Source organism: Mesorhizobium sp. M1338, from assembly GCF_040318045.1.
In the GTDB taxonomy this organism is placed as follows: domain Bacteria; phylum Pseudomonadota; class Alphaproteobacteria; order Rhizobiales; family Rhizobiaceae; genus Mesorhizobium.
In genome coordinates, this window is record NZ_JAMYLL010000014.1 from 37,187 (window position 1) to 50,544 (window position 13,358).

Here is a 13,358-nt window from a genome sequence, read left to right on the forward strand (position 1 = left end):
ACGGCGGCCCGAAGCGGGGCGCCCGCCAACTTCGCCAGCGACCCTATTCGATTGGCGGCTTGCGGTCGTAATGCAGCGGCCGCGCCTTCCAGTTGGTCATCAGGCTGATAAATCCTCTGCACAGCGGCCTCGGCAGGACGCTGAGCAGTTTCAGGGGCCAGCTTGTTCGGCGCGGGAAGGTGACTTCGAAACCGCCGGACTTGATGCCCCGCGCCATGCGGCGCGACGCGCGGCTGACCGGCATCAGTCCCGGCATCGGCAGCATGTTCTTCTCGGTCAGCGGGGTGTCGATGAAGCCCGGATTGAACACCTGGATGCGCACGTTCATCTTGTCGAAATCATACTTCAGCGACTCGGCCAGGATATTGATTGCCGCCTTGGTGCCGCCATAGGCGGCCGTTGTCGGCCAGCCGAAATAGGACGTGACGGAGCCGACCAGCACGACATGGCCGCGCGCCCGCACGCGCATGCGTTCCATGACGGGCACCAGGCCATTGATGATGCCGAAATAGTTGACCTCGAAGGACCGGCGAAAGTCGTTGACGACGAGATTTTCACCCGGCGTCGAAATGTAGTTTCCAGCATTGAAGATGGCGAGCACGATGGGACCGAGTTCCTTCTCGATCGCGGCGACGGTTCTTGTCATGCGCGGTTCGTCGGTGACGTCGCAGGGAAAGGCCGTGACACTGCCCGGCATCTGCGCGGTCTCGACGACAAGCGTGTCGATCGGATCGTCGTCAAGCGCCGTCACCGCCACGGCATAGCCCTGGGATGCAAGATCTCTGGCCAGCGAACGGCCGATGCCGCTGCTGCCGCCCGTGATCCAGGCGACGCCGTGCTTCGGGTTGGCCCGGTAGAGTGTCATGCTGCGCCCTGTCGACTTGTTGGTGCTTTGCTCTAGCGATGAAGAAATCGAATGAAAAGCTGCTTTTCAACCTCAGCTGGAAAATGAACAGTGGCGTAAGAGAGCGGTCTCGGGAAGCGTTGGTGCAACAACAGTACCGCAAATGCGACTGGACCAGACAAATTCTTGCCTTGAAACCGAAGCTTCGGGTTTCTAGGGTTCGGCGCACCTACACAAGGAATCCTGAATGCCCCGTTCTGTGATCGACGCGATCGGCAACACGCCTCTGATCCGCCTCAACAAAGCTTCTGAGCAAACCGGCTGCGAGATCCTGGGCAAGGCCGAATTCATGAATCCGGGCCAATCGGTCAAGGATCGCGCGGGCCTGTTCATCATCCGTGACGCCGAGCAGCGCGGGCTGCTGAAGCCCGGCGGTGTGATCGTCGAGGGAACGGCAGGCAACACCGGCATCGGATTGACGCTGGTCGCCAAGGCGCTCGGCTACCGCACCGTCATCGTCATTCCGGACACGCAGAGCCAGGAAAAGAAGGACACGATCAAACTGCTCGGCGCCGAACTGATCGAGGTGCCCGCGGTGCCTTACAAGAACCCCAACAATTACGTGAAACTATCGGGCCGGCTGGCCGAGCAGATGGCGGGCACGGAGCCGAACGGCGCCATTTGGGCCAATCAGTTCGACAATGTCGCCAACCGCGACGGCCATATCCGTACCACGGCGGAGGAGATCTGGAACCAGACCGGTGGCAAGGTCGACGGCTTTGTCTCGGCGGTTGGTTCGGGCGGAACGCTGGCCGGCGTCGCCTTCGGGCTGAAGGCGAAAAGCAAGGATGTAAAGATCGCGCTCGCCGATCCGCTGGGAGCTTCGCTCTACTCCTTCTACACCAGCGGCGAGCTGAAGTCCGAAGGCAGCTCGATCACCGAAGGCATCGGGCAAGGGCGCATCACCGCCAATCTCGAAGGCTTCACGCCGGATTTTTCATTCCAGATCCCCGACGAGGATGCGCTGCCGATCGTCTTCGACCTCATCCAGGAAGAAGGCCTTTGCGTCGGCGGCTCGACCGGCATCAACATTGCCGGCGCGATCCGTCTGGCTCGGGAATTGGGCCCCGGCCACACCATCGTGACCATTCTTTGCGACTACGGCACACGCTATCAGTCGAAGCTGTTCAATCCGGAATTCTTGCGCGGGAAGCAGCTGCCGGTGCCAGGCTGGATGGAGCTGAAGAGCAAGATTTCGGTGCCGTTCGAAAAGGTCGCGTGATGCCGCACAAGACACATGCGCTGTTTCGCGACGACGCCTATCTGCGCACGGCGGACGCGACGGTCGTTGCCATCAACGACCGCGGCGCCATCATTCTCGATCGGACGATCTTCTACGCCACGTCGGGCGGTCAACCGGGCGATATGGGTCATCTCGAGCGCGGCGACGGCAGCCGCATCGCCATTGCCGCCACCATTACCGGCGAGACCAAGGACGAGATCATCCATGTGCCGGCGCCGGAACAGGCGGCGCCACGGATCGGTGAGACAGTGAGGCTGGCGATCGACTGGGAGCGGCGGCATCTGTTGATGCGCATGCATGCCGCCTGCCATCTGCTCACCGTCGTCTGTCCATTTCCGATCACGGGTGCCGCGGTTTCCGAGGACGACAGCCGCGTCGATTTCGACATGCCGGATGCCAGCTTCTCCAGGGATGACGTCACGGCGAGCCTGATGGACCTGGTGCGGGCCGACCACCCCATCTTCACCAGATTGATCAGCGACGAGGAACTGGCCGCCAACCCCGGCCTGGTGAAATCCAAGAACGTCCGGCCCCCGGTCGGCACCGGCAATATCCGCCTGGTCTGTATCGGCGACAACGCTTCGGTGGACAGCCAGCCCTGCGGCGGCACCCATGTGAAGAGCACCGGCGAAGTCGGTGAAATCCACATCGGCAAGATCGAGAAGAAAGGCCGCGAAAACCGGCGCTTCCGCATACGTTTTGGCCCGATGCCGGCAAGCTAGGCAAGCTACATTCGACCGTTTCGTGCTCTCGCGACGCACCTAACCAAAGTGGCGGAAGCTGGAAGGCGGGCGCTCCACCCACGCTTCGATCTGCTCGGTGACGAACCTGGCCGCCTGGTGGTGAATGAAGTGGCCGGCGCCTGGCAACGCCACCAGTGCGGTCACGTTGTCGACCTCGCGGAACGTGCATCGAAAGCGTTTACCGGAACATAGGGATCGTCGGTGCCGAACAGCACAAGGGTCGGCGCCTTGACGAGAGGCAGTGGTCCGACATCGGTCACCTTACCAAGCGGTATGTTGGCTCTGTAATAGCCGAGCATCGCCTCGGGATCGGATCGCCTGAGCGAGTCGACTAGGGCCTGCCTGTCCTGCGGATCGGCCACCCAGGCTGTGAGTTCGTCGATATCCAGCATCTGGGCTGCGCCCGGCACCTGGAAGCGACGTATATATTCCGTGATCTCGGCATTGGCCGGATCGGCGATAGCGCGCAGATGATTGCGCGGGTGCGGCGTAGACAACAAAATGAGATGGCGCACGACCTGCGGCACGCGTATGGCCAGCCACCAGGCGATAATGGCGCCCCAGTCGTGGCCGACAATCGCGGCCTGGGTTAGCTTTTCGGCTGCGAGAACGGCCAGCACGTCGTTGACCAGGTTTGCCAACACATAGTTGCCGTATCCTTGCGGCGCATCGCTTTGTCCGAAGCCCCGCAGGTCCGGCGCGATCACGCGATAACGCCCGCAAAGCGCCTGCAGCTGTCGTCGCCATCCCATCCCGTGATCCGGAAAACCGTGCAAAAACACAATCGGCGGGCCAGAGCCCGCCGCCGTGTAGTGCAGTTTGACGTTGCCGTTTACCGCAACCTTGGATTCAAACACCACGTCCAGTTCAGTCAATTGCAATCCATTCGACGCTGCAGTCCGAGTTCGATAGCCCGAACCGCTGGGCTACATCTTGACTTCGAGGCGCAGGAACGGCCCGTGGAACGTCTGGGTGCTCTTGTCGGAGAGAAGAAGAAGATTGTGCCACTGCTCAACTCGATAACCAGCGGTGAACGTGGTGTTCTCCCACGGCTTGAAGGTCACGCCGCCGGAAAGGTCGACATTCGTCACGACCTCGCTGGAATGCTCGCTTTCGCTGACGTCGACATCTGGATCGGGCGTAGGATCGCTCGGATCGTCCTCATGTACGTGGAAGCTGATCTTGTCCGTCCGGCGGCCCCACATGGCCGAGCCGGAAACCGCTCCGGTGAGCCCCCATGTCTCGCTGAGCGGATAATAGACTTCGGCGCCGAGGCGCGGACCAATGCCATAGAATTCCGATGAGCCGAGCTTGTCGACATTGCCGCCCTTGTCGGTTGGATCATCCGGCGTTGCGCTCACGTTGAAATTCAATTCCTCCTTGGAGTGCAGCAAGCGCACGCCGCCGAAGAAGCGAATGTCGGCGCTCTGCACTTGGACGTGTTTGCCGACATCAAAATCCAGCGTTTGAAAATTGTAGCTGTTGCCGAACGATAGACCGACAACACCACCGGGTACCGTCGCGTCCACATTGAAGTCATTATCCTGTCCGGCGTGAAAAGCGCCGGCGATGCGCCAGTCGACATCCGGAGAAATCTGTTTGGTCAGCGCTACCGACCCATAGAGATCGCCAAAGTCACTGCCGCTGCCCAGCTTGTCGCTGGTGTCGCCGACCTTGTCGACATTGGACTGATAGACCGCGCCTTCAAACGCGATCTTGATGCGGGAATCGACCACGGCCTGGTCGGTAACCTGTGCATCAGCCGCATGGGCTGCAACCACGCCGATCGAGGTCACCGAGGCGGCAGACGCCGCAACCGTGGCAAGAAGCTTGCCTGAAACATGATTTCGCATTTTTTCCCCGCCTGGAATCAAAATAAATTCGCTTTAGCCCACCCGCACATTACCGTAGCGGCATCTGGCGTCATAGCTGGTCAAATAATTAGGTCGGGCAGTGTTACGCGTTTGCCACAGAGGGCTTTTTATCCCTGCGAATCAAATATGATAGAGCTGGGTTTTCTGGTCGAGACGTCAGCGCGATGCCTGTGGCGTTCATGGCTGCTTGGGGGCATTGATGGACAATCAGGCGCAAATCGAAAGCGTTCTAAACAATCTCGTCTACGCGCTTTTTGCCCAAAGCGGGCAGGTGGGGCCTAATGGAAAGGCCCGTGACCTCGGCAATGTGACTGTCTTCGACAATCCCGAGGCCGTCGACGTAATCGTCAAGGCGCCGGAGCTTTTCCGAAAGAACTTCTCTCTGATCTCGGCGCTCGGATTCAGCCGCTTCAACACCAATGATGAAGACTGGTCCGTCCGGCGCGCCATTACCCAGGATATCTATTTGGCAGCCGCCAGGTCGGCGCAGCAGCATCCCGTGGCGGAAATCTATGCCACCAGTCTTTCCGGGAGCGAGGCGACGCTGCCCGCGATTCAGCAAGCCCTGTTTGCTGCGTCAATGACGATATTTTACCGGGCTTTCGGCCTTGTTCCCGATATGGCGGCGACACTCGTGTTGCTCGACAGGGTGCGCGAGGTGCTGAGGCGTCTCCAATTTTATTCCTGGGTGTCGCCGACGACCGCCGAACGCGCGAATGCGATCAAGGACGCCCGTGCAGTGATCGCCGATTTCGGATCGCGGCTGATGGCGGACCCACGGGCGGCGGCCGAGATGGACCGCTTCAGAAGCGAGGCCCACGACGTTGAAGGCTTTTCGCCGGTCGAGGAGTTCGTCATGAATTTCTTCGCCGGCGTCGAGACAACAGTGACGACGGCACTTTGGGTCATCGACCGGCTGGGGGCCAATCAGCAGGTGCAGGAGCGCATCCATGCCGAGATACTCTCGGGCGAGGTGCTCACGCCGTATACCGATTGCATCATCAATGAGACGATGCGTTATTTCCCTCCGATACCGTTTCTGACCCGAGAAGTCGGCGCCGATACCGTTCTTGACGGCCGCGACCTGCGCGCCGGGCAGCTGATCATGGTATCGATCATCGGCGTGCACCAGCATCCAGCCTTCTGGGAAAACCCGCGCACGTTCGACGCAAGCAGGAAGGAATTCATCGAGAACAGCTTCGACCGACGGGCTTTTATTCCGTTCCTCACCGGACCGCGCATGTGCGGTGGCGCCCGTCTTGGCCGGCTGGAAGTAAAGGAGGCTATTCTCGCCGTGGTACGCCAGTTCGCCTTCAGTCGGGCCGACGATGTGATCCGGTTCGACTATGCGCTGGCATTACGCCCGGCGGAGGGGTCTTCGGTCAGTGTTTCGCGTCGATGAAGCGCAACGTCAGGCGCGTTCTCGCCAAAACCGCCGGATGTAGTCCCCGAATTGCCTTCCGACCATGGTCTTGAACTCGACATCATGCGCATAGCGCTTGCTTGTCGATATGGCCTTTGACTTCAGCTCGAAGTCCGGGAACCAATTGCTCATTGTGACGGATACGTTTTCCTGCTGGTTCGCGACAAAGTCTTCGTAGCAAACATCAGCCACTCTCTGGCGATCAATGCTGTTCAGGTAATTTTTCCACCTGATCTCGCTGTCGAAAATGTACTGCGCGGTATCTCGGACAACCCTCTCGCTCAAAATTGTCACCGTGGGAATCCCAGGCAGTGTCTCCTGACTGTCGAAGGGCTGGCCTGTATGGAGCATCGAGAGCAGGCTTATGGTCTGCTCTACCTTGTTTCTCCTGGAGAGGAACACGTAGAACGAGTTACCGTCGTCATCGCCGATCGAACTGCGCGCGAATGGCAGGTTTTCAAAAAAGATCTTGGCGCCGAATACGCCGTTTTCAGTCCTCTTCTTCAGGAGATGCCGACCGAAGACCGGCGCCTGCTCATTGAGTTTTTCGAGGTCAATGGTGTCGTCGGCCGACCATCGTCTCATCAACGGCAAGGCATATTGCCACTGAAAATATTCGGTGGGTATTCCAAGGCCGAACTGCTGCAAGACCTGGCAATAGGAATGCCCGGCGGTTCGCGGAGTCGTGCAAATCAGGATCTTGGCGGGATTTTCAGCCGAGCTTTGGCGATCATAAGTCGCGGCGATATATTCACTGTATAAATCGTCGAAATGCATTTTCCGAAACCAACCCCGCCACGACAAATCCAGTTTCAGACAGCAGACAGGAAACCCAGGATGAGCAGGGCCTGGTCCAGCGTCATCAGCGACGGCGGATCGCCCGCATCGATATTGTCGGCAAGCCACAGATCGGGCCGTGCCTTTCGCGTGCGGTCGATGGCCTGCCGGTCGATGACTTGGCTGCCGCGGCCGTACATCATGAGGATGCGGGCATCGATCTTGGCTGCGATTGGGAACAGATCGTAATCGCGCCCGGTCATGGCGTCGAAGTTTCCGGTCGTGGCCGGGTCATAGGCAAGTCGGAAGCCATCCGGGCTGGCGGCGATTCTGTTCTCGACATAGCGGTTGAAGACCGTTTCCTCGACCGACCCCATGACGGCTCTGGAGGCGCCCAGATACTCCTTCGCCGCTGCGCGGGTCTCGAACTTGAGCGCACTTTCCTTCGTGACTCCGCTTCTCATCGCGTCGACCTTCGGCCCGCCGAGCATTGGCACGTCGTTGAGAACGATTTTCGCGGCCTTGGAACGAGTCATATACAGGAACAACAGCAAGATCGTGCCACCCCACGAAGTGCCGATGAAGTGGTTCTCCGTCCCGGCGAACTCGCCAAGCGCACGCAGGCATTTGGAGTAGACGTTGATATCGTATCCTGAACCCAGATAGGCGCTGCGCCCGCGTCCCAACAGGTCTGGGCAGATCACCAGGAAGCCATTGCGGCACAGGAATGTGGCAAGGTAGTCAAAGTCGGCACCATTGCCGGTGAAGCCGTGCAGGCAGAAGACCGTTGCGCGCGACGTGCCGGCCGGCCGCCAGATGCGCACGAACATCGCGGCGTAGCGATCATCCAGCCGGATGAGGATTTCTTGCGTCAGCGCCTCGGCGGAGTCGGCCGAATCCATCAGACGTCGCGCTTGCGGACGGCACGCTTGACCGAGCCGCGGTTGTCGATGAAGTCGCGTTTCCAGAATACCGACTTGTCGAGGTTGATGAGCTTGGCCTTCTTGATCATCGGCAGGATGTGGGACGAGGACCGCGTCGCCAGAACCGTCACCGCGGTGGCGTCGCCCCCGGGAAGGGGATTGAGTGGTCCGCCGTTCGTCGCCCAGGCTTCTGCTATCTCGCGGCTGGTCTGTATCCAACCGACATAAGCGACGATGGCGTCGTCAATCGAGCCGATCATGTGTGTCTGCTGGTCCAGTTGATAGCGCAGCGTCTTCACCATCAAGCCGAACTCGTAACCGTCAAAAGGCGGATAGTGCGCAATAAAATTGCAAACAAGCCCGAGCGAAACCGGATTGCTGGGAACACGGGAAAACAGGAGATTGCTCATGTCGAGATTTTATTGACCCCGCCCACCCCAGATCATAACCATCACTCCGTACTCGCCACGAAACACGAAAACAATCGGAATCAACGCACTGCCACGGCAGACATGTCGTGCGCTCACAATACATCCGGATTGTCGAGCCGAACATGATCCCGAACCGAAGGTCAGCCAAAGGATTGCGGTCGGCCAAGAAGGCAGGCTCAATGTTGGCCGAAGACGAAGCAGGAGAACAAGAATGGCAGAGGACAGCCCTTTCACCGTCGATGCGGACTGGCTGCAGCAGCGTCTCGGCGAGCCGGGTCTGACGATCATCGATGCGTCCTGGTATCTCCCGGCGCAAAAGCGCGATGCGCGCGGCGAATACGAGGCGGCGCACATTCCGGGCGCGCGGTTCCTGGATCAGGATGCCGTTTCCGACCCGGACTCGCCGCTGCCGCACATGTTGCCGTCGCCGCAGCACTTCGCCCAGTATGTGGGCGCCATGGGCGTTTCGGCCGATGACACCATCGTCGTCTATGACGGCCCGGGTTTCTTCTCCGCGCCTCGGGCATGGTGGATGTTCCGGGTGATGGGCGTCTTCCAGACCTATATTCTGGACGGCGGCTTTGATGGCTGGAAAGCCGCCGGCCGGCCGGTAACGGCCGAACCGACGAAGATCGCGCCAAGCGTATTTCATGCCGATTTCGACGCTGGTCGCGTCGCCAGCCTCGCCGACATGCGCCGGATCGTCGACACCGGGGAAAGCCAGATCGCCGACGCCCGTGGGCCGGGCCGCTTCACCGGCACCGAGCCAGAACCGCGCGCGGGTATCCGCTCCGGCCATATGCCTGGCGCACGCAATCTGCCCTATTCGGCGCTGTCGGAAAATGGCGAGCTGTTGTCGAAGGACCGCCTGCGCAAGGTGATCGAGGAGGCCGGTATCGATCTGTCGAAACCCGTCGTCACCTCATGTGGCTCCGGCATTACCGCGGCGGTGGCAACGCTGGCGCTGGAAACGCTTGGCCATACCGACAACAGGCTTTACGACGGCTCATGGACGGAGTGGGGTGGGCTTTCCGACACGCCTGTCGTGACCGGCAAGGAATGACGGCAATGGAAAACGGCGCGCTGGAAGACATCGAAGTCACTGTGACATTTCTCGAGATGCACGTGCCGCCGGCCTATTTGCCGCCTGTGCCCTATAACCGTCAGGTCGCGCTGCTGAAGACCAAGGACATTCCGCTGCATTTCTACCGGTATTTGATGGACCGGGTGGGGCGCAAATGGCACTGGGTCAATGTGCTGAGACTGGATGATGACGAGCTTTCCGCCGGCATCCACCGCGAGGATCGCGACATCAGGGTGCTCTATCTCGACGGGGCACCGGCCGGCTTCTTCGATCTCAAGCCGCATCTGCCGGAAGAAGTCGAACTTGCCTATTTCGGCATGATGGAACATGCCACCGGACAGGGCATCGGCCGCTGGTTCCTGGGCTCCGCGATCGCCGCCGCGTGGTCGTATGGTCCGAAGCGGGTGACGGTGCAGACCTGCACGCTCGATCATCCGGCGGCTCTGCCGCTCTATCAGAAGCTCGGCTTTGCACCTGTGGCGCAAAAGAAAGAGACCGTGCATCCGCTGCCTTTCGCCGAACGCTCGGCCAGCGTCATGCGGCCGTGATGCCAGCCGGAATCTGCCCCCGTCGTTCATCGGCGCTTCAGGCTGCCTTTGGCATGTTGCCCGCACCATCAATGCGGCCAAGGCCGAAGGAAACGAAGACATGTTGACCCGCCGTACACTTGCCGCCGCGCTGATCGCGGCCATTGCCATGCCGAGCCTTGCCGCCGCCCAGGCGACAACGCCTTCGGCCGCGACGATCGAGAGGAACCTCGAGGCGGCACCGCGTGTGAAGCTGCGGCCGAATGAACGCGTCACCATCCGCGAATTCAAGCGGCGCCCGGATTTGCGCCGCATGGCCCGCTCGATCGATATCCAGTCGATCAATTTCGCCTTCGGTTCGGCGGCCATTTCCAACTCGCAATACGACAAGATCGAGAACATTGCTGACGCGCTGCGGCGCATCCTGCGCCGCGATCCGGGTGCCCGCGTGCTGATCGAGGGCCATACCGACGCCGTCGGCTCCTTCCAGTCGAACCAGGCCCTGTCGGAACAGCGCGCCGCTTCGCTCAAGCGCACACTGGTGCGCCAATTCCGTGTGCCCGGCTATGCACTGGAAACGGTTGGTTACGGTGAGGAGTTTTTGCTCGTGCAAACGCAGAACGAGAATTGGCAGAACCGGCGCGTGACGCTCCGCCGCTTCGACGATTTTATCCGCTGAGCGGGACAGTATTCTTTAGCCGGCGCAATATGCCGGACGGACAAAACCCGATCCGAACAGAACTGGTCGCAGGACCGATTGCCGAGAATCGATCGGTCCTGCACCTTGGCAGGAATCGGGTGGGAGGCGCGGACCTGGCGACATAATTTCCGGTCAACGACACCGGAGAAATTCACCATGACCATCCAGTTCAAAGCGTTGCCGACCGACGATGTCAGGAACCTGCAGCGGGGCGGTCCCGATGCTTACGGTGACACGCCCGAGCGAAAGATCTCCGACGGTGACGGCATGCCTTGCCGGCACTGCCTGAAGAACATCGCCGCCGGCGACGCTTACCTCATCCTGGCCTACCGGCCATTTCCGGAGCTCCAGCCCTACGCCGAAACCGGGCCGATCTTCCTGCATGCCGAGGAATGCGAACGCGCCGCCGGAAGCGAGGCGCTTCCCGAGATCCTCGAAAGTCCCGACTACATCGTGCGCGGCTATGGCAGGGATGATCGCATCGTCTATGGCAGTGGCGGTGTCATCCCGACCGGAGCAATCGCCGCACGGGCAGAGGCGCTGTTCGAGCGCGACGATATCGCCTACGTCCATGTCCGTTCGGCTCGCAACAATTGCTACCAGTGTCGCATCGAGCGCGCATGAGGCGCTGGGATCGCCGACAGGAGACGCTGTCGTACTCCCGTCGCATAATCGCGATAGAACGCGATTGTCGATCGATTGGCCGACCGCGGATGAACCGGCGGCAAATCTCGACATCGAGGAAGCGGGGCTTTGGCTCCGCTTTTTTGTTGCCTGCTTCGATCCCAAAGAAAAACCCGCCGGCATGAAACCGGCGGGTGAGACGGGAAGAAGCAGTCTTTTTGTGAAATCAGGCGGCCAGAACGGCTTTCGGCTCGACCAGTTCGTAGCCGAGTGCCTCGGCGACAGCCCGGTTGGTGATCTTGCCCTTGTGGACATTGAGGCCGTTGCGCAAATGGTGGTCGTCGATCAGCGCCTTCAGGCCCTTGTCGGCAAGCTGCAGGCCATAGTGAAGCGTTGCGTTGTTGAGCGCATGGGCCGAGGTGACCGGCACCGCGCCCGGCATGTTGGCGACGCAATAGTGGATGACGCCATCGACCTCATAGGTCGGATCGGCATGGGTTGTGGCGTGCGAGGTCTCGAAGCAGCCGCCCTGGTCGATGGCGACGTCGACCAGCACCGAGCCCTTCTTCATGCCTGAGAGCATTTCGCGCGAAACCAGCTTCGGCGCCGCGGCACCGGGGATCAGCACGGCGCCAACGACGATATCGGCCGAAAAACACTCTTCTTCCAGGGCCTCGACCGTCGAGTAACGGGTGTGGACGCGGCCGGCGAAGAGGTCATCGAGCTGACGCAGGCGCGGGATCGAGCGGTCGATGATGGTGACATCGGCGCCAAGCCCCGCCGCCATCCTGGCAGCGTGCAGGCCGACAACGCCGCCGCCAAGCACGGTGACCTTGCCGGGCAGCACGCCGGGCACGCCGCCGAGCAGCACGCCGCGGCCGCCATTGGCCTTCTGCAGCGCCGTGGCGCCGGCCTGGATCGACAAGCGTCCGGCGACCTCGGACATCGGCGCCAGCAGCGGCAGGCCGCCACGATCATCGGTCACGGTCTCGTAGGCGATTGCCGTCACGCCGGAAGCGAGCAGGCCCTTGGTCTGCTCCGGATCCGGAGCAAGATGAAGATAGGTGTACAGGATCTGGCCTTCGCGAAGCTGCGCCCATTCGGTGGGCTGCGGCTCCTTGACCTTGACGATCATGTCCGACTTGGCGAACACGTCGGCAGCCGTCTTGGCAATCGTCGCGCCGGCGGCGCGATAGGCGTTGTCATCGGCCCCGATGCCGGCTCCGGCTCCCGTCTCGACCAGCACTTCGTGGCCATGGGCGACATATTCGCGGACCGAGCCGGGCGTGAGGCCGACGCGATATTCGTGGTTCTTGATTTCCTTGGGGCAGCCGACGCGCATTTTTCTTCTCCTGATCCGGCCCTTTTGGGCTCGTTCCCTGTATTGCAGGAGTGAACCACGAATCGGTGTGCAAGTGTTTGCGAATGCGCTTGCGCCAGCGGCAGTGTTTCGATAATCGTTGCGCAAAACAGTCAGATTTTCGCAGGATTCACGAAAAATGCCGCTCGACAGGATTGATATCGCCATTCTCGAGACTTTGCAGAAGGATGGCCGGATACCCAATGCGGCACTCGCCGAGAAGGTCGGTCTATCGCAGTCGGCCTGTTCGCGCCGGCTCGACAATCTGGAGAAATCCGGAACCATCCGCGGCTACCATGCCCGGCTCTCCAATGCTGCGCTTGGCCACCAGATGACGGCGATCGTGCACATATCCTTGTCGGGACAATTCGAGAAGACGCTGTCGGATTTCGAGGCGGCGATCAAGCGCTGTCCGAACGTGCTGTCCTGCCATCTGATGTCGGGCGAGTACGACTATATTCTCAGGATCGCGGCAAAGGATCTCGTCGACTATGAGCGCATCCACAAGGAATGGCTGTCGGCGATGCCGCATGTGACCAAGATCAACTCATCTTTTGCGCTACGCGAAATCGTCGACCGCACGGCCATGGGCATGAAGCCGGAAATGGCCTGAGCTATATCGATTCAGGTGATGCCGGCCTGCGAACGGCGGTTTCCTGTGCTTCCGGCACTCACGGACTCTAACGTCCGCTCCGTTCCGGTTCTCGGAACCCGCCATTCTCGACTCGGCCTAACCTGAATCTCA

16 protein-coding genes are annotated in these 13,358 nt (G+C 60.6%); 8 read left to right on the forward strand and 8 right to left on the reverse strand.

The features are described 5' to 3' along the window. Window positions 1-43: 43 nt before the first annotated feature. A complete protein-coding gene (locus NKH19_RS15365) occupies window positions 44-865 on the reverse strand; it encodes an SDR family oxidoreductase (RefSeq protein ID WP_352868344.1) in 822 nt (273 codons plus the stop codon). Between the two features lie 226 nt (window positions 866-1,091). Here NKH19_RS15365 and NKH19_RS15370 point away from each other — a divergent pair, with 226 nt between their 5' ends. Together NKH19_RS15370 and NKH19_RS15375 are read left to right on the forward strand one after the other, a co-directional pair. Next, window positions 1,092-2,126 (forward strand): cysteine synthase A, encoded by a 1,035-nt coding sequence (locus tag NKH19_RS15370; RefSeq protein WP_352868347.1) that lies wholly within the window; start codon window positions 1,092-1,094, stop codon window positions 2,124-2,126. Continuing rightward, the gene (locus NKH19_RS15375) at window positions 2,126-2,869 is read left to right on the forward strand and encodes an alanyl-tRNA editing protein (protein WP_352868349.1); all 744 of its coding nucleotides are present in this window, start codon (window positions 2,126-2,128) and stop codon (window positions 2,867-2,869) included. Before NKH19_RS15370 ends, NKH19_RS15375 begins: the two co-directional genes overlap by 1 nt. Window positions 2,870-2,908: 39 nt before the next feature. Here NKH19_RS15375 and NKH19_RS15380 read toward each other — a convergent pair whose 3' ends face one another. The 3 genes from NKH19_RS15380 to NKH19_RS15390 are packed head-to-tail and all read right to left on the reverse strand — an operon-like array spanning window position 2,909 to window position 4,743. Continuing rightward, a complete protein-coding gene (locus NKH19_RS15380) occupies window positions 2,909-3,034 on the reverse strand; it encodes a hypothetical protein (RefSeq protein WP_352982341.1) in 126 nt (41 codons plus the stop codon). Continuing rightward, complete coding sequence (locus NKH19_RS15385) at window positions 3,031-3,765, reverse strand: alpha/beta fold hydrolase (RefSeq protein ID WP_352982343.1); 735 nt, start codon at window positions 3,763-3,765, stop codon at window positions 3,031-3,033. Before NKH19_RS15385 ends, NKH19_RS15380 begins: the two co-directional genes overlap by 4 nt. 51 nt (window positions 3,766-3,816) lie before the next feature. Then, on the reverse strand, window positions 3,817-4,743 hold the full coding sequence (locus NKH19_RS15390; protein WP_352868354.1) for an Lpg1974 family pore-forming outer membrane protein: 927 nt from the start codon (window positions 4,741-4,743) through the stop codon (window positions 3,817-3,819). A 220-nt stretch (window positions 4,744-4,963) separates the two neighbouring features. On the opposite strand from NKH19_RS15390, the gene NKH19_RS15395 reads away from it, so the two are divergent. Continuing rightward, on the forward strand, window positions 4,964-6,166 hold the full coding sequence (locus NKH19_RS15395; protein ID WP_352868356.1) for a cytochrome P450: 1,203 nt from the start codon (window positions 4,964-4,966) through the stop codon (window positions 6,164-6,166). 9 nt (window positions 6,167-6,175) lie between these two features. Here the strand turns inward: NKH19_RS15395 and NKH19_RS15400 are convergent, their stop codons facing one another. The 3 genes from NKH19_RS15400 to NKH19_RS15410 form a co-directional block, all read right to left on the reverse strand. Continuing rightward, window positions 6,176-6,964 carry a Stf0 family sulfotransferase gene (locus tag NKH19_RS15400; protein WP_352868359.1) on the reverse strand — a complete coding sequence of 263 codons (789 nt, stop codon included), beginning with the start codon at window positions 6,962-6,964 and terminating at the stop codon, window positions 6,176-6,178. Between the two features lie 35 nt (window positions 6,965-6,999). Beyond that, complete coding sequence (locus NKH19_RS15405; RefSeq protein WP_352982346.1) at window positions 7,000-7,794, reverse strand: alpha/beta fold hydrolase; 795 nt, start codon at window positions 7,792-7,794, stop codon at window positions 7,000-7,002. Between the two features lie 71 nt (window positions 7,795-7,865). Continuing rightward, window positions 7,866-8,297, reverse strand: coding sequence for a hypothetical protein (locus NKH19_RS15410; protein WP_352868365.1), 432 nt, complete (start codon window positions 8,295-8,297; stop codon window positions 7,866-7,868). 232 nt (window positions 8,298-8,529) lie between these two features. Here NKH19_RS15410 and sseA point away from each other — a divergent pair, with 232 nt between their 5' ends. The 4 genes from sseA (at window position 8,530) to NKH19_RS15430 (ending at window position 11,253) form a co-directional block, all read left to right on the forward strand. Then, window positions 8,530-9,381: a 3-mercaptopyruvate sulfurtransferase gene (gene sseA, locus NKH19_RS15415; RefSeq protein WP_352868367.1), complete on the forward strand. Its 852-nt coding sequence runs from the start codon at window positions 8,530-8,532 to the stop codon at window positions 9,379-9,381. 5 nt (window positions 9,382-9,386) lie between these two features. Beyond that, a complete protein-coding gene (locus NKH19_RS15420; RefSeq protein ID WP_352657912.1) occupies window positions 9,387-9,950 on the forward strand; it encodes a GNAT family N-acetyltransferase in 564 nt (187 codons plus the stop codon). A 100-nt stretch (window positions 9,951-10,050) separates the two neighbouring features. Continuing rightward, entirely contained in the window at window positions 10,051-10,608 is a 558-nt protein-coding gene (locus NKH19_RS15425) for an OmpA family protein (RefSeq protein ID WP_352868371.1), read from the forward strand. Window positions 10,609-10,785: 177 nt separating this feature from the next. Continuing rightward, on the forward strand, window positions 10,786-11,253 hold the full coding sequence (locus tag NKH19_RS15430) for a DUF1203 domain-containing protein (RefSeq protein WP_352868374.1): 468 nt from the start codon (window positions 10,786-10,788) through the stop codon (window positions 11,251-11,253). A 226-nt stretch (window positions 11,254-11,479) separates the two neighbouring features. On the opposite strand, the gene ald is transcribed toward NKH19_RS15430, so the two are convergent. Beyond that, complete coding sequence (gene ald / locus NKH19_RS15435) at window positions 11,480-12,595, reverse strand: alanine dehydrogenase (RefSeq protein ID WP_352868377.1); 1,116 nt, start codon at window positions 12,593-12,595, stop codon at window positions 11,480-11,482. 157 nt (window positions 12,596-12,752) lie between these two features. Here ald and NKH19_RS15440 point away from each other — a divergent pair, with 157 nt between their 5' ends. Continuing rightward, window positions 12,753-13,226, forward strand: a complete 474-nt coding sequence (locus NKH19_RS15440) for an Lrp/AsnC family transcriptional regulator (RefSeq protein WP_010909317.1) — start codon at window positions 12,753-12,755, stop codon at window positions 13,224-13,226. Window positions 13,227-13,358: the final 132 nt, after the last annotated feature.

What these genes read in the sequence shown, in the direction of transcription:
- NKH19_RS15365 (WP_352868344.1), bottom strand. Translation starts at nt 865, where the DNA reads ATGACACTCTACCGGGCCAACCCGAAGCACGGCGTCGCCTGGATCACG.
- NKH19_RS15370 (WP_352868347.1), top strand. Translation starts at nt 1,092, where the DNA reads ATGCCCCGTTCTGTGATCGACGCGATCGGCAACACGCCTCTGATCCGC.
- NKH19_RS15375 (WP_352868349.1), top strand. Translation starts at nt 2,126, where the DNA reads ATGCCGCACAAGACACATGCGCTGTTTCGCGACGACGCCTATCTGCGC.
- NKH19_RS15390 (WP_352868354.1), bottom strand. Translation starts at nt 4,743, where the DNA reads ATGCGAAATCATGTTTCAGGCAAGCTTCTTGCCACGGTTGCGGCGTCT.
- NKH19_RS15395 (WP_352868356.1), top strand. Translation starts at nt 4,964, where the DNA reads ATGGACAATCAGGCGCAAATCGAAAGCGTTCTAAACAATCTCGTCTAC.
- NKH19_RS15400 (WP_352868359.1), bottom strand. Translation starts at nt 6,964, where the DNA reads ATGCATTTCGACGATTTATACAGTGAATATATCGCCGCGACTTATGAT.
- NKH19_RS15405 (WP_352982346.1), bottom strand. Translation starts at nt 7,794, where the DNA reads ATGTTCGTGCGCATCTGGCGGCCGGCCGGCACGTCGCGCGCAACGGTC.
- NKH19_RS15410 (WP_352868365.1), bottom strand. Translation starts at nt 8,297, where the DNA reads ATGAGCAATCTCCTGTTTTCCCGTGTTCCCAGCAATCCGGTTTCGCTC.
- sseA (WP_352868367.1), top strand. Translation starts at nt 8,530, where the DNA reads ATGGCAGAGGACAGCCCTTTCACCGTCGATGCGGACTGGCTGCAGCAG.
- NKH19_RS15420 (WP_352657912.1), top strand. Translation starts at nt 9,387, where the DNA reads ATGGAAAACGGCGCGCTGGAAGACATCGAAGTCACTGTGACATTTCTC.
- NKH19_RS15425 (WP_352868371.1), top strand. Translation starts at nt 10,051, where the DNA reads ATGTTGACCCGCCGTACACTTGCCGCCGCGCTGATCGCGGCCATTGCC.
- NKH19_RS15430 (WP_352868374.1), top strand. Translation starts at nt 10,786, where the DNA reads ATGACCATCCAGTTCAAAGCGTTGCCGACCGACGATGTCAGGAACCTG.
- ald (WP_352868377.1), bottom strand. Translation starts at nt 12,595, where the DNA reads ATGCGCGTCGGCTGCCCCAAGGAAATCAAGAACCACGAATATCGCGTC.
- NKH19_RS15440 (WP_010909317.1), top strand. Translation starts at nt 12,753, where the DNA reads ATGCCGCTCGACAGGATTGATATCGCCATTCTCGAGACTTTGCAGAAG.